General features: G+C 68.3%; 15 protein-coding genes and 3 pseudogenes. 8 read left to right on the top strand and 10 right to left on the bottom strand.

Annotation, left to right across the window (positions count from 1 at the left end; all coding sequences use genetic code 11):
• Window positions 1-122: 122 nt before the first annotated feature.
• Window positions 123-813 (bottom strand): annotated as a pseudogene (locus JOC24_RS13860) (IS5 family transposase); the annotation flags it as partial.
• A gap of 394 nt (window positions 814-1,207) precedes the next feature.
• On the opposite strand from JOC24_RS13860, the gene JOC24_RS13865 reads away from it, so the two are divergent.
• The 3 genes from JOC24_RS13865 (at window position 1,208) to JOC24_RS13875 (ending at window position 4,196) form a co-directional block, all read left to right on the top strand.
• Window positions 1,208-2,284, top strand: a complete 1,077-nt coding sequence (locus JOC24_RS13865) for a DNA polymerase III subunit beta family protein (RefSeq protein WP_205020551.1) — start codon at window positions 1,208-1,210, stop codon at window positions 2,282-2,284.
• A 45-nt stretch (window positions 2,285-2,329) separates the two neighbouring features.
• On the top strand, window positions 2,330-2,983 hold the full coding sequence (locus JOC24_RS13870; RefSeq protein WP_307792691.1) for a hypothetical protein: 654 nt from the start codon (window positions 2,330-2,332) through the stop codon (window positions 2,981-2,983).
• A 124-nt stretch (window positions 2,984-3,107) separates the two neighbouring features.
• The gene (locus JOC24_RS13875) at window positions 3,108-4,196 is read left to right on the top strand and encodes an IS630 family transposase (protein ID WP_307792692.1); all 1,089 of its coding nucleotides are present in this window, start codon (window positions 3,108-3,110) and stop codon (window positions 4,194-4,196) included.
• Here the strand turns inward: JOC24_RS13875 and JOC24_RS34185 are convergent.
• From JOC24_RS34185 to JOC24_RS13890, 3 genes and pseudogenes are all read right to left on the bottom strand, one after another.
• Complete coding sequence (locus JOC24_RS34185) at window positions 4,123-4,440, bottom strand: IS3 family transposase (protein WP_374104499.1); 318 nt, start codon at window positions 4,438-4,440, stop codon at window positions 4,123-4,125. The two genes, JOC24_RS13875 and JOC24_RS34185, sit on opposite strands and share 74 nt — an antisense overlap.
• Before the next feature lie 478 nt (window positions 4,441-4,918).
• Window positions 4,919-6,136: pseudogene (locus JOC24_RS13885) on the bottom strand (ISAzo13 family transposase); the annotation flags it as partial.
• A 73-nt stretch (window positions 6,137-6,209) separates the two neighbouring features.
• The gene (locus JOC24_RS13890; RefSeq protein WP_205020553.1) at window positions 6,210-6,497 is read right to left on the bottom strand and encodes a transposase; all 288 of its coding nucleotides are present in this window, start codon (window positions 6,495-6,497) and stop codon (window positions 6,210-6,212) included.
• Window positions 6,498-6,749: 252 nt separating this feature from the next.
• On the opposite strand from JOC24_RS13890, the pseudogene JOC24_RS13895 reads away from it, so the two are divergent.
• The 3 genes and pseudogenes from JOC24_RS13895 to JOC24_RS13905 all read left to right on the top strand — a co-directional run.
• Window positions 6,750-6,975: pseudogene (locus JOC24_RS13895) on the top strand (IS5/IS1182 family transposase); the annotation flags it as partial.
• A 372-nt stretch (window positions 6,976-7,347) separates the two neighbouring features.
• Window positions 7,348-7,839 carry a COG4315 family predicted lipoprotein gene (locus JOC24_RS13900; RefSeq protein ID WP_205020554.1) on the top strand — a complete coding sequence of 164 codons (492 nt, stop codon included), beginning with the start codon at window positions 7,348-7,350 and terminating at the stop codon, window positions 7,837-7,839.
• A 65-nt stretch (window positions 7,840-7,904) separates the two neighbouring features.
• A complete protein-coding gene (locus JOC24_RS13905) occupies window positions 7,905-8,435 on the top strand; it encodes a DUF6529 family protein (protein ID WP_205020555.1) in 531 nt (176 codons plus the stop codon).
• Between the two features lie 168 nt (window positions 8,436-8,603).
• Here JOC24_RS13905 and JOC24_RS13910 read toward each other — a convergent pair whose 3' ends face one another.
• Window positions 8,604-9,644, bottom strand: a complete 1,041-nt coding sequence (locus JOC24_RS13910) for a glycoside hydrolase family 26 protein (RefSeq protein ID WP_205020556.1) — start codon at window positions 9,642-9,644, stop codon at window positions 8,604-8,606.
• Between the two features lie 1,108 nt (window positions 9,645-10,752).
• On the opposite strand from JOC24_RS13910, the gene JOC24_RS13915 reads away from it, so the two are divergent.
• Complete coding sequence (locus JOC24_RS13915) at window positions 10,753-11,514, top strand: class I SAM-dependent methyltransferase (protein ID WP_307792700.1); 762 nt, start codon at window positions 10,753-10,755, stop codon at window positions 11,512-11,514.
• A 446-nt stretch (window positions 11,515-11,960) separates the two neighbouring features.
• Here JOC24_RS13915 and JOC24_RS13920 read toward each other — a convergent pair whose 3' ends face one another.
• A complete protein-coding gene (locus JOC24_RS13920; RefSeq protein WP_205020558.1) occupies window positions 11,961-12,689 on the bottom strand; it encodes an SDR family oxidoreductase in 729 nt (242 codons plus the stop codon).
• A gap of 616 nt (window positions 12,690-13,305) precedes the next feature.
• Between JOC24_RS13920 and JOC24_RS13925 the strand changes: the two genes are divergently transcribed.
• Window positions 13,306-13,686, top strand: coding sequence for a DoxX family protein (locus tag JOC24_RS13925; protein ID WP_205020559.1), 381 nt, complete (start codon window positions 13,306-13,308; stop codon window positions 13,684-13,686).
• 303 nt (window positions 13,687-13,989) lie between these two features.
• Here JOC24_RS13925 and JOC24_RS13930 read toward each other — a convergent pair whose 3' ends face one another.
• From JOC24_RS13930 to JOC24_RS13945, 4 genes are all read right to left on the bottom strand, one after another.
• Entirely contained in the window at window positions 13,990-14,343 is a 354-nt protein-coding gene (locus JOC24_RS13930; protein WP_205020847.1) for a hypothetical protein, read from the bottom strand.
• A gap of 153 nt (window positions 14,344-14,496) precedes the next feature.
• Window positions 14,497-14,805 (bottom strand): hypothetical protein, encoded by a 309-nt coding sequence (locus JOC24_RS13935; protein ID WP_205020560.1) that lies wholly within the window; start codon window positions 14,803-14,805, stop codon window positions 14,497-14,499.
• An 818-nt stretch (window positions 14,806-15,623) separates the two neighbouring features.
• A complete protein-coding gene (locus JOC24_RS13940) occupies window positions 15,624-17,945 on the bottom strand; it encodes an FhaA domain-containing protein (RefSeq protein ID WP_307792693.1) in 2,322 nt (773 codons plus the stop codon).
• A gap of 1,234 nt (window positions 17,946-19,179) precedes the next feature.
• Window positions 19,180-20,502 carry a geranylgeranyl reductase family protein gene (locus JOC24_RS13945; RefSeq protein ID WP_205020561.1) on the bottom strand — a complete coding sequence of 441 codons (1,323 nt, stop codon included), beginning with the start codon at window positions 20,500-20,502 and terminating at the stop codon, window positions 19,180-19,182.
• Window positions 20,503-20,653: the final 151 nt, after the last annotated feature.

Genomic DNA, 20,653 nt, shown 5'->3' on the forward strand with positions numbered 1-20,653 from the left:
ATCTTTAACCTACGCGCCGCGGACGTGGATCCGTTGACTTCTTCGTTCGTCGTTTCGTGGAGCCTGGTTTGCCGACCGTGTGCACGTCGTGGCGCGGGGTGGGCCGGGTGTTTTTGCTTCCGGGTGGCCGCGGCGCCGGCGGTTGGCCCTCTGGTCCCTCGGCTCGGGGATCGTGTGCTTGATCTCGCGTCTGCGCAGGTGACGCCGATTGCGGCGTGACGAGTACGCCTTCGCCCCCGACATGGTCGGGCCGGGTGCGCGGTCGTCCACCAGCCTGCCGGGGCTCCAGGCCGGGAATCATCTGCGGTGCATCCCCCCACTGGCCGGGCGTGATGACGAACCCGAGCGGGCGGCACCCGCCTTCCCGGCGAGGTGGATCTTGCTGGTGAGCCCGCCTCGCGAGCGTCCCAGGGCCTCATCGGAGCGGTGACGTGCGGGGCTCCTGCGCCGACCCGGGACCTTCGGGACACGAGTGGAGGCGCCTGCCGCGTGCTGATGAGCGCGGCAGGTTGTGCAATCGATGCTGACCATGCTCCAGTCGATCCGGCCCTCGGCATCGGCGTCGGCCTGGACAGCCCGCAGGATTCTCTCCCACGTGCCGTCCGCCGACCATCTTCGATGACGATCGTGAACCGTCTTCCAGCTACCGAAGCAGGGAGGCAGGTCCCGCCAGGGGAGGCCGGTTTGATGCCGGAGCAGAATCCCGTTGATCACCCGACGGTGGCACTGCCAGCGTCCACCCCGCCCGCGATTCGCCGGGAAGTGCGGCACCAACCGAACCCACTCTTCATCCGAAAGATATCCCCGCCCCATGCCCCACCGAACGAGTCCCCGGCAGGAGCGTCACGCGACCCATCGGACAAGACCTAATCATCTCCGCAGCCGCCGACGGGCACTCGGAAGCCGTGGTTGCACCGGATGTAGTCAATGAGTTTCCGCTGTCCAGGCATGGTTTCAGCCGGAAGCACGGATGATCTCGACGCTCTGTTTCCGCTTGATCGTCGAAGGGTGCGCGGTGGCGTCGATGCTGGGGTCACTGGCGAAGCGGGAGTTGCAGCCGCCCGCCAGCGGGTGGAGGACCTAAGTGGTCGAGTTTGGAAATCCTTCGGGGGTTGACGCTGAGGGAGCTCCCGTGCCAAGTGGTGGCGTGGAACGAACCGAAGCGCGAGTTGACCTTCAAGTTGGATGAAGGTCAACAATCGGGGCTATGGATGACGGCAGCACGGAACTACTGAGTATCAGCGCCTTCGCGCGGCGAGTCGGTCTTGCTCCGAGCGCCCTGCGTTTCTACGACGACAGCCGCGTTCTGCGGCCGGCGAGGGTCGATGGGGCGACCGGATACCGCTTCTACAGCCCTGCGCAGGAGGCCCGTGCCGTGCTCCTGCGTGGTCTGCGCGAAGCGGGGCTGCCGCTGGCCGAAGCCACCGTGGTGCTCGACGGGCCCGAGCGCGAGGGCCGAGAGGTGCTGGAGCGGCACTTGGAGAGGATGCGAGATCAGACGCAGACCGCCAAGGCAGCCGTCGCGGTGGCTCTGCAGTTCATCTCGACTGCAAGTAGTACGACGGAAGTGCGAATCGACGGTGTGGAGCTGGCCAGTGCTGTACGCCAGGTGGTGCCGGCCACAGCTTCGGACGGGCAGAATCCTGCGCTTGGCTGCGTCCTCATCGAGATCGATGACGGCGAGGTTCGTCTGGTAGCCACCGATCGCTACCGCCTGTCGATGCGCGTCCTGAAGCCGGCGGCGCTCGATGGAGGACCCTGCCACCTGCTGATGCACGCGGCTGACCTGATCGAGTTCGGGCAATGGGCGGCACGCGTCCACCAAGTCACCCTCCAGGTCGGACCGGACGGCACCCGAGCACGCAGTGCGACACAGTCCCGCGTCCTGGCGACGGTCGATGCCGAGTTTCCTTCCTACCGCGAGATGCACTCGGCTCTGCCCCCGACCGAATACCGCGTGATCGTGGATCGCCTGGCCCTTCGCGACGCGGTCAACAGCCGCGGCGACGCTGCACGCATCGCTGTGAGTTTCGCCGACGAAGAGCTGGTCGTCTCTCTGGCCGATCGCTCCCAGGCCGCCACTCTGCCTGCGGTCTGCCACGAAGACTTGCCCCAGCGGATCGGATTCGACCCTGCCGTCCTGGCTTCCGCGCTGGAGGCCAGCGTCGGGCCCGACGTCCTGCTGGAGATCTCCGCAACGGACCGTCCCGTTGTAGTGCGTTCCGCAGACCAGGGCAGCTTCACCACGCTGGTCATGCCGGTGGCCCTCAACACCTCCAGCTGACTCCGTCGCAACACCGCGCCCACCCTCATCACTCCAAGGAGAACCGTGACCGACCCCCAGAACGTCGTCGTGCAGTTGTGCGCGCAGGGCATGCAGGCCGAGACCGAAGGACGAGATGCCCAGGCCCGGGACCTGTTCCTCCAAGCGTGGGATGCAGCCGAGGACGACTACGACGCCTGCATCGCCGCGCATTACCTCGCCCGGCACCAGCCGACCCCGCAGGAGACCCTGCACTGGAACCAGGAGTGCCTGAACCGGGCCGACAAGGTTGGTGACGACCGTGTCCGCGGCTTCTACGCCTCACTGCACGGCAGCATGGCCCGAGCCCACCGGGACCTGGGCCAGATCGACAAGGCCCGCGAGCACTTCGAGGCCGCGGCCCGGCACATCGACGCGGTCCCGGCCGGCCCCCACCAGCAATGGCTCCGCTACCGCATCGCCGCAGGACTGCGTGCCACCGCCCTCTCCGCACCACAGCAGCACGAGGACCCGGTCGGCGAACTCCTCACGCGGCTCTGCGCACGCACGGACCTCGAAGCCCTGAGTCTGCTGCTGCCTCCGTACATGGGCAGCCTCGGCACACCCGAGGACGACGAACGCATCACCACCGCCCTGCGCATGCTCCACGCCGAACGTCGGCTTCCCGACGATGAGCAGTCCGTCCTCAGCCAGGCGATCGAGGTCCGGTCCGCCGCGTGAGCGCCTCCGCTCCTCGGTGACACGCGAGACGCCCGCTTAGGCACCCGACTGCCCGACTTGCTGCTGATGAACATTCAACGATCATGACGGGCCCGCCGCCCTGCGGGTCGGCGGGCCATCATACGTGCAGCTCCAGTCTGCTCTCGACACGGTCCGAACCTGGCGGGGCCGGTTCGCCCATGGTGGGCTGCCAGCCCTGGCCGACCGCAAACGGTCCGGGCGCCCCGCCCGGTTCACCCCCGTGCAGGTCGCTGTGGCCAAGGCGCTGGCCTGCCAGCTCCCCGACGAGAGCGGCATCCAGCTCTCCCGCTGGTCGTGTCCTGAACTGGCCGCCGAGCTCACCGCGCGCGGCATCACCGCGGCCGTCTCCGCGTCCACGGTGCGCCGTTGGCTGCGCGAAGACGCGCACAAGCCCTGGCAGTACCAGTCCTGGATCTTCATCACCGACCCCGACTTCCGGCCCAAGGCCCAGCGGGTCCTGGATCTATACGCCCGTACCCTTGAGGGCGAGCAGCTGGGCGCGGACGAGTACGGCATCAGCGCGGACGAGAAGACCTCCGTCCAGGCCCGCTGCCGCTGCCACCCCTCCCTCGCCCCCGGGCAGACCCGCGCGATGCGCGTCAACCACACCTACGGCCGCGGCGGCGCCCTGGCCGCCTACGACGTCCACCGCGCCAAGGCGTTCGGCCGCTGCGAACCACGCACCGGCATCGACCCGTTCATGCGCCTGGTCACCCAGGTCATGGCCCAGGAGCCCTACGCCAGCGCGAAGCGCGTGTTCTGGACCGTCGACAACGGCTCCTCCCACCGCGGCCAGAAATCCGTCGACCGGTTGGCCGCCGCGTTCCCGAACGCGGTCCTGGTCCACACCCCGGTGCACGCCTCCTGGCTGGCGACCTCGATGAGGTCCGGGACCGGCTCCGAGAATTCGAAGACCGCTACAACACCACGGCCCAGTCGTTCCAGTGGAAGTTCACCACCTCCGACCCGGACGATCTACTGGCCCGACTCGACCGGCACCAACCCGGCCGGCACGAAGAATCCTCCGTCGCCCTGGCCGCATGATCAACCCCCGAAGGACTTACGGCGCAGACCACTAAGTCTACTAACCATGGACGTTGTTGACACGGGGGTCTTGATCAAAGGCGGCGGCGCAACCGGACCCCTTCGACCTCGAACGCCCGCAGGATCCCGGCGTCGCGTTTGTGGCTGACCGCCTCGCCGCTCGTCTCCTGGAGTTCGGCGGTGATTCTCGGGGCTCCGCAGGTGCCGTCCGATTCCTGGTGCACCGCCCGTATCCGGGCGGCCAACTGTGCGTCGGTCACCTGCCGGGCGGCCCGGTCCGCAGCTGTCCGGCGCCAGTAGTAGAAGCTCGAGCGGCTGACGCCGAGGATGCTGCAGAGCCGCTGCACACCGTAACGGCGCTGTAGATCGGCGACACACTGAAAGCGGTTCAGGACCCGTAATTTAACTACTGCTTGAGTTGATCTCGTCGTGGTGCTCGATCAGGCACTTCAAGGCTTCGAGCGTGCGGGGAGGGTGGGGCCTGTGGAAGACGAGGACTCTGGCGAGCTCGGGTCCGGCGAAGGCCAGCATCGGCTTGGATCTCCCGGCGTGGTAGCTCAGCACGTTGCGCTTGCGGCCCATCAGTTCGGCCGCGAGAGTCAAGGTGACGGTGTTGCGGCTGCGGAGTACGGCGACCAGGACACGGTGGCGGTGATCGAGGGTGCCGAAACCGGGGTTACGTCCGCGACCGTCCCTGTCTGCGCTCTGGCGTTCGGCTTCGGTCAGGAGCAGTTGGCACGGTTCGAGCTGGACCACGAGCTGCTCGAAGTGTTCTCGGGTCATGCCAGTGAGTGCGTGGTGGGTGAGGAGGAAGGTGGCCACGGCCGGGATCGGAGGGCCCGACTCGGCCCGTGAATCCTCCGGAGGCTGCTGGCCGGGGTCCTGCGGGGCGATGGTGTAGTTCCACTCACCATGAAACTCATCGCGTTCGACGCGTCGCTCGGCGCTCTGGCGTTCGGCTCGGGTGAGCACGCGCCCGGTGGGGTATGCGTTCTCGTCCAGCACGGCCTGGACGGTCAGTCCGGTGCTGGTGCGGGTGGCCGAGATGGTCTCCAGCAGTACCTCGTAGCTGGTCAGCGGCTGCCCGCGCAGGCTGTGGGTGATCCGGGAGAACAGACGATGTTCCACCTTGTTCCATTTTGAAGTACCTGGTGGGAAGTGCATGACGGTGATACTCAGCCCGGACTCGTCGGCGAAGTCGGCCAGGCCCATTTTGAACAGGCGGGAGTCCGCCGAGTTGGCCCCTCCGGCATCGGCGGTGACGAGCAAGCGATCGGTGCTGGGATGATCGAGGCGCCCTTGGACCTTCCACCAGCGGCGCAGGGACTCCCCCGCGAAGGCAGCGGTGTTGCGGTCGGTGCCCACATTCACCCAGCCGCTGTCGCGGCCCAGGTCGTAGATGCCGTATGGAATGGCGAACGGGGTGTCGGGGCGGAAGAAGTCGTGATCCGGAGCGGTGATCGGTTGCCCTTTGGGGCGGTAGGTGCGGCCGGGGCGTGCGAAGTCGCCGATCGGTTCCTTCTGCTTCGCATCCACACTCACCACCGGCAGGCCCTGCGACAGGAAACGTTCGGCAGCGGTGTTGATGTGACGGAACTGGGCGTCTCGGTCGGGCACCTGACTGCCGGCCCGCGTCTTGGCCATGCCCTGCAGACTGAAGCCCATCGCACGCAGCAGACCACCGACTACCGGGGCACTGACCGGATGACCAGCAACGGTCAATTCCTGGGACAAGTCCCGCAGCGAGGCGGTGGTCCAGCGCAACGGGGACACTGGATCACCCACCGCACGCGGCTCGATCAGCAAGTCGAGAGCCGCCAACAGACCAGGGTCGCGCTCGGCAGCGGACTTGCGCCCGCCGCCCGGTCTGCGAATCCGCCCCAACACTGTTGCTCCGAGCGCGAGTTCCGCACGCCCTCGTGCCACAGTCGACTCCGAAACCTCCGCCAGCCTGGCCACGGCCGCGATCCCACCATGCCCCAGAGCCTCCGCCTCGGAAGCCAGATACAGACAGCGCTGCCGCTCGTCCAGATGCGGCAGCACCACCGCGAACTTCGTATCCAGCACCGTCAGGACTTCATCCGCAATGGCCACAACAGCCCAACTGCATCGAGTCGCAGAGGTATCGGCCAGAAACCGGCAGTAGTTAAATTACGGGTCCTCACCAGCGCGTCTCCCCGGCGAAATACTTCGCCGCCTTCCGCCGGATCTCGCGTTCCTCCTCCAACTCACGGACCCGCTTCCGCAGAGCCGAGTTCTCCGCCTCCAGCGGAGCCGGTTCCTGCGTCCGGCGGCCCCGGGGACGGCTCACCCCGGCCGCCCTCACCCAGTTCCGCAGCGTCTCCGGGTTGATCCCCAGGTCGGCGGCGACCGACCTGATCCTCGCTTCCGGCCGCGCCCCGTACAGCGCGCCCGCGTCCACCTTGAACTCCGGCGGACAGTTCTTCATGACCGCGAGATGCCCGTCCTCAGATCCTCAAGATCCAGTATCTCGTGTGTCCAGGACCAGGGGTCAAGGCCCGTATGAGCTGGGCAGCGAACGTGATGATGTCGGTGACGTGGCCGACAGCGCGATTGCGGAGGCGTGGAGCGAGTGGTCGCGAACAGACGTCCCTCGTCCTGCTCAACCGCAGGTCCATGGGGTCAGCTCCTGGCGGCTGCTCGCCGGCCCCGAGACCGGCCGATGGGCGCTGGAAGCACCCTGCTGTGGTGGTGTGGCACCAAGCCCATGATTGGTTGACACCGCGTACGCCGTCCACCGCCCCGGGCCGAGCAAGGTGCGCTGAGTCGGTGAGCGCGCGTTCGCCGGGCTGCACCAGTTCAAACGGCTCCACATCCGCTTCCGACGACACGCGGATCCCCACCAGGGCCTGCTCGAGCTGGTCTGCAGCCTTGCATGCCTCCGCCGCCCGCGAGCCGCATTCTGAAACGATCAGTTGGGTCCCGGTTTCCGGGTGCCCGTAATCAAGGGGAAGGTTCGCCACCGGGCGAGAGACGAAAGCGCACATCTGGGCACCTACGGGTGGACCCCCTCGGCCACGTCGAGCGCCTTGACGCTCGCTCCTCGCCACCCACGAAAGCCTGCGGCCAAGCCGGCGGGAACGGGGTACCGGGACTCACCGTGACCGGGCACGGCGGTGGTCATCGGAAGGCGTGCCGAGTGGCGTGGAGGTCCTTTCCTTGCGTGCGCCTTGTCGGCGTGCCCCCGGGTGAGTGGTCTTGTCGCGGACGCTGTGAGCGGAGGGTCGCATCCGGGCAGAGACATGGGGCCCCGAGCCCTCTCATCTACGGAGTCCTGAATGAAACGCACCGCTACCGCTGCCACCGGTACGGCCACACTGCTTCTCGCCGCCGTCCTCACCGGGTGCTCCGACAGCACCTCGGCGGAGGGGCACGGGCCCACCTACTCCAGCGCCTCTCCCTCGGCACCGGCCACCGTGGACACGAAGTCCGAGGGCAAGCTCGGCAGCATCCTCGTTGACGACAAGGGCAACACCCTCTACCTCTTCCTCGCCGACACGAAGAACAAGTCGAACTGCACGAATGCCTGCGCCAAGGCCTGGCCGCCCCTCCTGACCAAGGGCGCCGCCAAGGTCGGCAGCGGCGTGGACAAGAAGCTCCTCGACACCACCAAGCGTTCCGGCGGCGACGAACAGGTCACCTACAACGGCCACCCCCTGTACTACTACGCCGCGGACACCAAGCCCGGCCAGACCAACGGCCAGGGCCTCAACCAGTTCGGCGCCGAGTGGTATGTCCTTGACGCCAAGGGCAATAAGGTCGAGAGCTGAGTCGGCTCGACGGCACCGGTTCGCAGCGCGGCGAAGGCGGCGGCACGAAGCTCGCGACCGGCGCCGTGCTCGCCGTCCTTCTGCCTGTCGCAGTCGGTGTCGGGATCTATCTTTTCGGGACCCATCACACGCCGCGCTACGACAACGGACTCTACGGTCGGCACGGCACCGCCGCAGTAGACCTCAAAGCCCAACTCAGCACCGCCCTGCTCGGCCTCGCCTTCATCCAGCTCGCTCTCGCCCTGTGGATGTACGGGCGCCTGCCAGGCGCCCGCTCCGCACCCCGGCCGGTGCGCCTGGGACACCGCGTGCTCGGGTTCCTCACGTTTCTCTTCTCACTGCCGATCGCCTACCACTGCCTGACGACCTACGGGATCGAGACGACGACTCCGCGGGTCGCGATCCACTCCTTCGCCGGGTGCGCCCTCTACGGGGCGTTCGTGGCCAAGGTCATCGTCGTACGCAGCAGACGCCTCCCCGGCCTGCTCCTCCCGGCGATGGGCGCCCTGCTCGTACTCGGCATGGCCCTCCTCTGGTACACCGCAGCCCTGTGGGCCCTGAACGGAGACTCGGTACCAGGATTCTCCACCGTCTGAGGAAGCCTTGCCGGGCCTCGCGTACGCGGTTACCGTCCAGCGAGCGCAGGCCCGGGACGGCTGCGTCCTCCCCGCACGATGAAGGCCGGAACGGGACGGGACGCGGCCGGGGCTGTCGACGCCGCCGGGGCGAGCGAGGGCCCCAAGCTGCGCCATGCGCAAGGTGTTTTACGGCGCGAAATGGGGGTCTGCCGCCATCCGCCGGTAGGCCGCGAGGGTCTCGGGCGACGAGTCGATCTGCCAGTGCCGCTCCTTGTCGACGTCGAACCACACGAGGGCCTTGATCAGAGGAAACTCTTCCTTCAGGCCCGGGACGATGCCGCGAATCCACTCGGCCTTGCTTCCCCCGACCTCATCGGACGCCGTCTCGCAGATGATGATCGGCTTGCCCTTCCCGGCGAGCTTGCCGTAGATGTCCCCGAAGCGGTCCGTGAAGCTCTGCCACCCGAAGTCGGGTTCGGAGGTGCCCCAGTTGTATCCGTCGACGCCCGTCCAGTCCACGTAGCGGTCTCCCGGGTAGTACGCCATGGTGTCGGGAGCGTCGGGGCTGTCGGTAACGTTCGGCGCCCAGACCCAGATGACGTTCGCGGCGCCACGGTGTTCAAAAACGTCGTGGATATGACGGTAGGCGGCGATGTACTGCTCCGGGTCGTGCCCGCCCCAGCCTTCCTCCTCGTTCATCTCCGCGGCGAAATCGAGGAAGAACGGTTTGCCCAGCTTCTTCGCTCCGTCGGCCTGCTTCTCGATGGTCGCGTCCAGCGATCCGTCGATGATGTCGTTGAAGTCGACGTCGAACGGTTCCCAGTTCACCAGGGGGACTCGGTTGCCGCTGAGGTCGTCCCGGGTGGGTTCGGAGGCGGACCAGTCGTCTTCCCAACGGTAGTAGGTGAGGTGGATCTTGGGGGTCGTCCCGATACGGGCGTCGGTCTCCTCCACGGTGCCGTTACCGTAGTAGTGCCCCAGCAAAGCGCCCTTCGACGGGACGAGGGTGCCGACTGACGATGACGACGCATTCTCCTTACCCACGGCCGTGCAGGAAGTGGCGAGCAGCGCTACCGCTGCGGCCAGGGCCGTGCTTGCCAAGCCGGTACCGATCCGGCGGAAGGCGGGCCTCAGCGGCGCGACGCTCTCGCCCGTGGATCGCCTGTTCATGTCCTGGCCAAGTCGCCGGCGCCGCGGCCGGTCGAACGAGGTTTCCCTACCTGTCATGCTGTCGCTCCCTTGCCACAGAACTGACTTTCTCAGCTTCGGGCTTTCACGAGTCGGGCGGTCCGGGCCCTTGACCAAATGAACAGCTGACCTGCAACGATGGGACTTGCCGAGGGTCCTGTCAGCTGCGAGGGAAGAAGCACTCTCCAGGTGGAGAAGCGTAGCCGGTCGTCCCCGCACGTCCACCTCGAGGGCGGCGACCGGGCCGCGGTCTCGCAGTCGGGCTCGGGACTGCTGGTCGAGACGTTCCGAAGGGCCGGCTTCGATGCCATACCCGTAGCCCTCGCCCCGGCGCGAAGACCCCGAGCCGTGCACGAACCGGGCAAAGCCCGCGTGGACTTGGCGTTGCCGGGCGCGTGGGGAGAGATCTGCTATGTCGCCGACATCGCACTGCTGCGAGCCGGATTCGGTGCGGCGTACGCTGCCACCGTCCGACCGGGGCCACCCGCTTGGCATCACCAACATGCCTTCATTCGGCAGAAGTTGAGGGTGCCTCGTCATCCACCCCGTACACGGCTGCAGCCGGCGACAGTCGCATCCGGGCCGCTTCCAGGACCGCGACCGCCCCGGCCGCCGCCTCCTTCTGAATCAGCGACCCAGGGGGCCGGCCAGCGTCCGCCTTGCTTGTAGTTCCTGCCTTGCGGGCGCTGGCACAGTCTCCCCACACCCCCATTGACCGTGTGGCCTTGATCGCGGTGAGGCACGAAAACCGGGTGCGTCGCGCACCCCACGGCGTCCCGGTCCGTGGCGCGGCTGATGGAGCTCGCTGCGGTTTCCGAGGTCGGCAGCAGAGCGACGCGGCCATGGGACCTGCCCTCGACGCTCCCTCCTGGCCTCGGACGGGCCGGCGCATGGGGCGGGTCGGGCATCGGCACGACCGGCGGGTTCAGGACCACGGGTCGAGCGTCCGGAGGGCCTGGCACCGCGAGGTGCCAAGCAAGCCGACGCGGCGTGATGGGGAGGGCGGGAACCGGAGCTGCTACACGCCCGCGCTTCTTACCCTCAAAAAGACCGACTGAGTGTCAAGCCGGCGCCGTAGGTTGGACGAGTGACGACTACGGCATCCCAAGAAGCATTTCTCCAGGAGTTCCACGCAGAGCACCCGACGGTGACCGCGGAAGCGTTCGGCCGTGGCCGTGCTCCGGACGGCCGGTCCAGTTACGAGATCTTGTGTGATCGGGTAGCAGGAAGCATGCGCGTGCTGGACCTGGGCTGCGGCGACGGCCTGCTGCTTGAGCTTCTGGCCCGCAGGGCCGGGAGGGAACTCGCTGGGGTGGACCTGTCTGCGCACTCTCTGGCGCTGGCGCGACGTCGACCAGCACTGTCCGAAGCAAAGCTGGAAGAGGGCCGAGTCCAGGAGCTGTCCTTCGCCGACGGCAGCTTCGACGCCTGCGTCTCCCACATGGCGCTGATGTTGATGGGCGAGATCGAACGAGTCGTATCCGAGGTCGCCAGAGTTCTGTCTCCCGGTGGGGTTCTGGCATGCGTAGTGGGAGGCGGGGCCGTGGGCGGCGAGGCCTACGAACGGTTCCTCACGCTACTGCGGCGCACGATTCAGGAGACACCGGCCTCTCATCGCATTCCGGCGTTGGGGGACAGGAGAACACGCAGCCGCGAAGGGCTCGACGAAGTTCTCGGCCCAGCCGGCTTCACGGCAGTTGACTGGGAGACCGTGCCGATCGATTTGAGCGGACCGGTCGGCCAGGTATGGGCTGCTGTCTCCAGTCTTTACGATCTTGGTCCGCTCGACCGCGCGACTGTGGAGCGTCTGCGCGTAGCCTTCTTCGCCGACGTGAGGGATCTGACGACGTCGGACGGGCGCGTCCCCTGCGGCTTCAAGATTCACCTCGCGACCGCGCGCCTCCGTTAGGGACTTCTGGGGGGGGCGGTCCAGCATCGGCTGCAACTCAGGCGAACACTCTTCGCGGGGAACACCACACTGCTCGACCAGCCGGGCCGCCTTCACCAGCGCACCAGGATCATCCGACTCACCGAGCACCTGCGCAAGCATGCGCAGAGGCGGAACAAGGCTGGCTTCCAAGCGGGTCGGGGAGCGAGTCGAGCAAGCCCGTGTCCTCCCTGAACATCAAGTCCACCAGAGCCACGCGGCTGCGGCAACGTCCGCGGACACTCGGAACTCGCCAACTGGCCGCTCGGCCCCTTCGGCAGTCGAGGAAGCCGGGTGGGTGCGGGGCAGGTCGTCCTGGCGGACCTTCGGTGGAGTCGGATATCGGACCTGCCGAGACACCACCGGTTCGGGACCATGTGCCGCCCGAACCGGCGTCAGTCGCTGCGCGTAGGTGAGGCACGGCTCGGTCAGACCTGTTCGAAGTGGAACGCCTTGATGAAGCAGTCGCGGGGCTGGGCGAGAGCGAAGAGGATGCATTCCACCAGCGATTGCGCGGTGAGGGCGTCTTGGGCCTCGCGCGGGGTGGTCTTCCACTCCGCGGAGCGCGGGTCGGGATTGTCGAAGTCAGGCGGATAGAGGGAGATCGCCCGGACCCCCTGAGGCCGCAACCGCTTGGAGAGGATCTCGGCGAACCCTGCCTGGGCGCTCTTGCTTGCGTAGAAGGCGTCGTGCGCGTCCGAGCGGTGATGACCAGCTGTCCCACAGGCGGAGACCATGGTCACGACGTCCGGCCTGTCCGATTGGAGGAGGAGAGGAAGGAAGTTCTTCACGGTCAGGACGGTGCCGGTGGCACCGGACGCGATGGTGTCGACGATGTCGGTGTCGGCAGCGGAAAGGAGGTCTGGGCCTTCGAGGTAGCGGGAGCCGTTGTTGATCAGTACGTCGACGCGGTCGGTGTGCCGGGCGACGCCCGCGGCGAAATCGCGGATCGAGGCGGGGTCAGTCAGGTCGCAGGCGAAGGCATGGACCTGCTGGTGTCCTCGACTGCGAATTTCATCGCGGACGTGCTCAGCGGCGGCGAGTGTGCGCGCGGAGAGAAAGACCTCGGCACCGAGGTCCGCAAGAAGGATGGCCAGGGTACGGCCGAAATGACGGCCGGCAGCGGTGATGACCACGCGGTGGTTGTCGAATCTCATTTGTGCATTCCCGGTTCGGTGATCGGATGTTGCGGTGAGGTACGGCGGCTGATCTCGGCTGGATGGGTGTTCCGGTCTGGTGCGGGCGAGGACAGCGGCGGGCAGCTCGGTCGCAAGCTGGAACAGCGGGGCGAGCAAGCCTCGGCGAGCCGGATGCCGAGTTTACGGAGCCACTCCCCCACGGCCCAGGCACTGATCGTGCTGCGGGGCTGTCCTCCGGGGGAGAGCGGGAGGTTGTCCTGCCGAGGACGCATAGCTGCGGCGAACCGCGACCGAGGGCCAGTTCAGCAATGTGTGCCAGAAGCTCGACCGTGGCGACGTCGAGGCGGATGCGAGCGGGGGCTCCGTCCGTCCGTCGCTGGGATCGACCAAGCCAGGAGATCATCGCGGGCGACCGAGCCTGGCGAACCGCTGCGCACGGATTGCGTTCGAGTTCCGCCACCATCCCTGCCCCCGTCGTCACAAGCCATGAGGGAGGTCGTGTCCCGCCACGCCGCCCTCGGCACGGTGCGGCAGTCGTCTGGTCGGCAGCCGTCTCGACGGTGCGTGCCCGGCACCTTACTTACTCTGCGGTAACCTACGTGCCCGCACCGTCGACCGAGCTCAAGGAGCCTTCATGGCACTCGTCCCCCGCGTCCCGCGCTCTCCCCTGATGCTCGCCGGCCTCCTGGCCACAGCCGGGGTCGCGCACTTCGTCGCCCCCAAGCCGTTCGATGCCCTCGTACCGCGATCCCTCCCCGGCGGCCCCAGGGCCTGGACCCGGGCCAGCGCCGCTGTGGAGCTGACGCTCGCGGTGGGACTCATCGTGCCTCGCACCCGGCCCCTCAGCGCCCGAGCCACCGCGCTCTTCTTCGCCGGCGTCTTCCCCGCCAACGTCAAGATGGCGTACGACTGGCGCCACCGCCCTGCACCGGCGCGGGCACTCGCTTACGGCCGCCTCCCGCTCCAGGTCCCGCTCTACCTGTGGGCCCGCTCGGTGGGGTCACCCCGAAGCTGACCGACAAGCGCGTGGCCCGTCCACCCGGTCGCTGCCCGACCCCACCCCTTGTGGGGGACACAGCGCGGATCAGCGTGGGCGCGGCGCCGGGGAGCGGGACGAGTCCGCGGCGGGTCGATCAAGGTACGTAAACGGGGCCCACCTGGGCGGAACCGCTCCACGCCGACGACGTACCGCACCCGGTCCGGCCGGACGGTCACCGCGAGGTGGGCGGAACCTCGGTGACTTGCTCGTGCCGGCCCCGTTCGCCGGGCCTCCCCCTACGTGCTTCCTCCGGGCCGGACTTCACCACCGGAGGAACACCTACGGTGTGGTGTGGCCTTCCCCCGGTTGTTCCGTGTCCTCCAGTCTGGTGGCGCCGTCCTCCCAGCGTCGGCGCCGCTCGGCGTCGGACTGTTCCCACCAAGGGGTGCCCCGCTCGCCGAGCGCCAGCTTTGCCGTGTGCACCCTGCGTCGCGCCCGTCCCTCGGCTGCCGTGTCCTCGTTCCTCCGCGAGGCCGCTACGGCGCGTCGGGCTGCCATGAGGTGACGGCGCAGGTCGGCGGCGACGTCCTCGGGAATCTTCGGGTCGGTCGCCCGCCATCGCCTCCCGTTGACCACGATGTAACGGCCATCGGGCGTCCGCTCTGGCTCCGCAGGAGAATTCACCCGGCTCATGCTGCCCTGCACAGGCTCGGATGCCACCAGGCAACACGGGACCCCTCACCATCAGGCACGGACGCCCCCGACCAGGGCCGGTGTCCGACCGCGTCACCGGCAGGAGGCCCTCGTGTTGCCGGGCGGAGTCCGCAGCCCGGATGAGCACGCAGGTCAGATGTCGCTGTCGATCCCGGTGACGGCAGGCGTTCCCAGGAGCGCGTCCTTCTCCGCGAAACCTGTCTCCTGCAGGGCGGTGGACACGAATCCCAAGGCGTCCAGTTCCGCCTCGTACCGGTCTGCTGCATCGACTTCGAGTCGAACCGAGAATGTGCCGTTGTTGTTGAGGGTGAGGAGGTCGAGGCCTTCGCTCTCGCTCAGGCCCGTGCGCTGCGCACCCAGCTTGCTCTTCAGGGATGCGCAGGAGCTCTCCGTGACGTCGACGACGAAAGTACCCGGGACGGTGATGACGAAGGTAGTCATGACAGCTCCTCATGTCTGGTGCGTGAGCGCTACGTGCTGTTCCGACTTCCCTCATTTCGGGAAGTCACCGGCGAGGGTTTCCGGTCGACCCCCGGGGGCCTGCACCGCGTCACGTCCGTACCCCGGCAGCACGCGTCCCGCGTGCGACGGCTCTTCGTCGCCGCGTGTATGGAGCGTTGAGGTCAGACGTGAGGCGTGTACGTGGCAAGCGGCCCTGCACTCGCCCCCGCAACCGGTGCGTTGGAGGCTGCGTGAGGACGGTATGCACCGCGCATGATGTCCGGCCGCACAGTGGAGAAGGTGTGGCAGGGGCCCCGGGAGAAGATCGTCCGGAGCGATGCGCTGGTACCTCGGCATCGGGTCCGGCGGGCTCAACGGCTGGAGGGCGCGACGGAACACCCGGGGGCCGGATGAGCGCCTACGAGCAGATGCCGCTGTTGCCGCGGGCCCTTGGGGTCCACCCGTAGCCGCGCGGGCCGTACTGGAGTCGTGTCCGGCGCCTGAGCCTCTCGCCCTGCACGAGCGCGTGCCCTGCGCCCGGTATGACGGCGAGGCATCGCAACCTCGCTCACTGACCTCGCGGAGCTCTACGCACCGCGCCGCACGACACCCGCGAAAACCGTGCGCGCACTGAGAGCCGCACCGCCCCCGCCGGGCTCGCCCGCGGGTCGGCCCGGCGGGCGGAATCCGCGAGTCGGTCGAACACGGGCTCGGATGACGCCGCGGCTCCTCACGCCTGCGGGCCCGGACGGCAGCAGCACTTCGGCTGCTCCGCGGGCCCGCAACGTACGGCATGCCCCGAGGTCGGCGGGCAGTTGTCAGCCCCAGACGGGAGCCGAGAAGACGCTGGCCGAGTTGTATCCCAAGTGCGGAAGGGCGGGCCAGCCCACGGGCTCGGGCTGGGTGCGATGGAAGTCCGCGGCCACAAGCGTCGCCAGGTTGAAGTACGCCGCGCGGGTCTGCGTCCTCATCTTGGCCAGGTCGACCTCAGCTCCCGCAGAGAGGTGCTCGTCGAAGGGGATCACCACCACACCCCGGCAGCGGGCACGGAAGTGGGCGACCACGTCGTTCAGCTTGATGATCTTGCTGGTCTTGCGCGCTTCGGACACCACGGTGATGCTCCGCTGGACCAGGTCAGAGTATCCGTGGGCATTGAGCCAGTCCAGGGTGGTGCTCGCGCTGGCGGCGCCGTCCACACTGGAAGTGGCGACGACGATCAGCTGATCGGCGAGGTCCAGGACGCCTCCCATCGCGCTGTGCAACAGGCCGGTGCCGGAGTCCGTGAGGATGATCGGATAGTGCTGTCCGAGGCAGCCGACGACCTGGCGGTAGTCCTCGTCGTTGAACGCTGTGGACAGAGCGGGGTCCACGTCGTTGGCGAGGACCTCCAATCCGCTCGGGGACTGGGAGGTGTAGCGGCGTACCGCCATGTAGTTGGGCAGGTTCGGAATGTCGGCCACCAGGTCGCGGATGGTCGCGTTGGTCTCCCGGCGCACCCGGCGGCTGAGCGTGCCGGCGTCCGGGTTGGCGTCGATGGCCACGACACGGTCCTGCCGTTCGGTCGCGAGCATCGCACCGAGGGCCGTCGTGGTGGTGGTCTTGCCGACCCCACCCTTCAGGCTGATGACTGCGATCTTGTAGCAGTCCATCACCGGGGTGCGCAGTACGGCCAGCTTCTGCTGCCGTACGCGTTCGGCGCTCCGCCCGCCGATGCGCAGTTTCCTGAGCCCTCCTCGAACGCCCCCTCTGTTACGCAGGAGGCGATCGGAGGAGAGCTCCACCGATGAGCTGTGTCCCAACGCGGCTCCATGCCCGGATCGGTCGAGCGCCGGAGGCATGTAGGCGCCTGCGGGCCGGTGGTTGACCGGTGGGCCGTCGGCGAACCTTGCCGGCTGGGCCGGCCCGGCGTACGGGCGTGACAGAGGCGCCCCGCCGGGGTGGTGGGCTGCGGGGGCGCCGCCGGAAGCCCGGGGGCCGTATTCATTGGGCAGGACTTCTTCCGCCGACCGCACCGACGGCATGGATTCTCTCGGCGCGGACATCTGGGGCTCGGTCGGGGCATACCGATCCGGCCCGTGACCTCCGAAGACATCCGGCCTGTCGTCCCCTCCGTCAGACGCAGGCATGCCGACGCTGATGTCACGGTCGTTAGTCATACTGTTCAGTCCTTTCGATGACCTTGAAGAGCTCTTGGGGACGGCTTCGGCGCGTCGGCGGCTGGATGCTTCCGCCATCGACCTACCTTGTTCATCGGGTCGGCGACGTGCATCTTCGCGGGGGGCGTCCTCGACTTCGGACTCGGACAGCTGCGACAGGCCGGCAGGAGGGTAGTTCTGGACCTCAGGAACAGCAGTCGTGTGCCTGTCGGTCGCTGCCGCGAGCCGATCAGGGGGTCGGCCCCCGAGCCTGTTGAGGCGTGCGGGTGGTCCGTGCCCGGAAGGGAGCAACTCCGGGGCATCGGCACCTTTCGGCCCACGTTCATTCGTGCTGCGGACATGAGAAGGCCTGGCGACCGGGCGAAGGCCTCTTCTGACGAGCATGCCGTTGCTGTCCACGAACAGTTCATGCTCCATGAACTGTTCCACGGTCAGCACCTGCTTCTCCCCGATAGGGGCGCGCGGTGGCTGCCTCCAGGCCGTGCCCTGCCCGTGGCCTCCCCACTCACGTGCTGTCAGTGCGCGGCGTTCGGCGTTCTCCATGGCCTGCTTCACGTCCGGTGGGATCTCGATCCGGCTCCTCACCCGGTACCGTCCGGTCTCCAGATCGTCCGCACACTGCAACTGGACCTTTACGGGGCCCACAAAGGAATAGAGCTGCGATTCCGCGTACTCGCGTACCTTTTCGACCAGCTCTTCACCGAGCATCACCAGGCACGTACTGTGCAGCTCGTGGTCGTCGCTGTTGAGTTCGACGACGAAGCTGTTGGGTACGACGGTGCGGTCTTGGCTCCAGATTCTGGAATTGACGTCACACTCGCGCCGCAGCGCGCCGACGAACTCCAGGGGCTGGACCGCAGACTTGAAGGCTTTGGCGAAGGCGCCGTTCACCCATGCCTCGAAGCGCCGCTCCAGCTTGTTCAGCGTTCCCACTGTCAGCCTTCCAGTACGGGTCGCCCGCCATTTGAGCGAATGTGCGTTCACTGACTGGATCTTTTTAGCCAGATTTCGCCAGCCACTGCGGTGTGTCTCATCGATTCACCCGATCGTCTCCGCAGTAGCCCGCTTCGGCCCATGCCTGCCCCGTAGGGGGCCTGTGCGGAGGCGGGATCCGGCCCGGAGCCGCGCGTCGGGCGGGGCATGCGGAAGTGGCCGCCGCCTGACGAGTTGCGTGGCACGACAAGCGGTGGGGGGAGCCCGGACACAGCGTTCGGGATCCGCGGAGCGGCAGGTCACGGCTGGTCAGCCGGGCGCCGGACCGATCCGGCGCCCGGGGCTCGGTGCTCGCCTGGGCTTCATGGCTCACCGCACCAGGTGGGGTGCCGGTGAGTCGGAGTCACGAGCAGGCTCCAGCCCTGCGGCGGGTTCCGTATCCCGCGGCGTACGCGGGTACGGCCGACAGTTGCCGGATGTGGTCGAGTCGGGGCTCCTTCTACGCAACCCCCGCAGGCCCGCCTCGGACATGGGACCGTCGCCCAGGCGCACGAGTGCCGTTGGTAGGCCGGTGCGCTGGGAGGTCGGGCCGTGCGACGATCGTGGTCAGCGGCCGGGGAACCGCCGGAGTTCCCGAGGACGGAGCCAGATGAAGGACGACGAGATACGTTCGCGCTTCGACGGCCGTGGCCGTGTCGTGCTGCTGCCCGGCCACGCATCCGCGCCGAGGCAACGCCGGATCGAGGAGATCGCCCGCGCCCTCGGCTATCGGCTTCTCACCACCGAGAGTCTGGGCAGCGCCGGCGTCCGGCTCGTCTACGAGCGTGATGACGGCCCGCTCGCGCGACGCCGGACCGAACTGACCATTGCCCGACTGCGCGCGGGAGGACCACTGCTGCCCGCGATGGAGCCGCCTCCGCCCCCACCGCCGGGCCCGCCGCCGACGGCCCCGGCACAGCGTCGGACCCGGCAGCCGGTACGGCCTCCGTCGGAGCCACCGCCTACCCCCGCGGCAGCGCCGGCCGGACCACGCGTTCCTCCCCCGCCGCCGTACCCGCCGCTCCCGCCCTCCGCCACCCCCAACGCCCTTCGGCGTCGTTCCCCTCCAAGAGATTCCGCGTCGTGGCCGGGCGGGCCGGCCGATCGGGCGTGGGCGCTCAAAGGCGCCGCCGAGACCTCGCGCACATGGTCGAACCCGTCTCGGCGGGGTTCGGACACCTCCTCTGCCTGGTGGTGAGTCCGCGGTTCCCGGACGGTTCGGACGGCGGGAGGCACTGTTGCGGAGTTACCGACCGCGCGCGCCCAGGCCGCGGGCACGCCGGCTCGGCGCGGGAACCATGCGTACGAGGCCGCGCACCACGGTGTCGATCAGGTCGTCGGACGGTGCGTCGGTTCCGTGCGTCAGCAGTCGGGCGAGGGTGTGCACCAGAGCGGGTGAGGCCATGACGCGGCGGTTGAGGAGCGGTCGGTAACCGTAGCGGGCGAACACCAGGTCGGCGACGGTGTTGCCGAGCCGGTAGTAACGGCCCCAGCGGCGGTTCACCTCGCTCACGTACTGGTGCAGAACCTGCTCACGCCCGAGGCCGGTGGGGCGGTGCAGAGCGAGAGCCACGGTCTCGGCGGCGACCTCCCCCGCCTCCATGGCCTGGACGATGCCCTCACCGCTCCATGGGCTGACCATGCCGCCGCTGTCACCGACCAGGAGCAGCCCTCGACGGTACTGCGGCCGACGGTTGAACCCCATGGGAAGCGCGGCGCTGCGCAGCGGCGAGTCGGCGTTCTCCTCCCGCAGTTCCGAGTGCGCCGGCATCCGGGTCAGCCACTGCTCCATGGTGGCCCTCAGGTCGACCGCTCCGTGACCGCGGTGCGGCAGAGCGCCCAGGCCCACATTCACGCGGCCGTCACCGAGCGGGAAGATCCATCCGTATCCCGGCAGGTCACGTCCGGTTCGGGAACAGAGGAGATCGGCCCAGAGTTCGAGGTAGGGGTCGTTGGTGCGGGCCTCGCTGCGGTAATAGCGGCGAGCGGCGGTGGCCATCGGCTTGCCCGGGTCCCGCTCCAGGCCCATGGCCAGGGCGGTTCGGGCGGAGGCACCGTCGGCGGCGATCACGACGGGGGCGCGGAAGTTCACCGGCCGCCTGTCGGCTCCCGCCAGGGCGCTCACGCCGACGATGCGTCCGGCCCGGTCGGTCAGAGGCCCTGTCGCCTTCGTCTCCAGGCACAGCCGCGCCCCGGCGGCCACGGCCTGACGGGCCAGGATGTCGTCGAAGTCGTGCCGGGAGCGGGTGAGACCGAAGTCCGGGTGGTTGCCCGAGCGGGGCCAGTCGATGTGTACCTGCCGTCCTCCGCACACCCACCGCATCCCCTTGGTGCGCGTCCAGCCCGGAGCATCGATGTCGACACCCATGCGTACGAGTTGCTGAACGCCTCGCGGGGTGAGGCCGTCCCCGCACACCTTGTCCCGGGGGAAGGTGCCCTTCTCGAGCAGCAGTACGTCCACACCGGCCCTAGCAAGGTACAGCGCCGCGGCCGACCCTGCGGGCCCCGCGCCCACCACGATCGCCTGCGCCCGATGGTCGCCGGTACCCGCCTCTTCGTCTGACTCCACTTGCTGACTCCTCGATGAGAGGGGCTGATCAGGGAATCCGACGTGTCGCCGGCCCTGCGGATCGTCCCGCAGGCCTGTCTGCCGACCTGCTCATCGAACACCTACCCGGCTCGGGCCAGGAGCACCCCCCGGGGCAGGGGTGGTGAAAACG

The organism is Streptomyces sp. HB132 (genome assembly GCF_016909575.1).
In the GTDB taxonomy this organism is placed as follows: domain Bacteria; phylum Actinomycetota; class Actinomycetes; order Streptomycetales; family Streptomycetaceae; genus Streptomyces.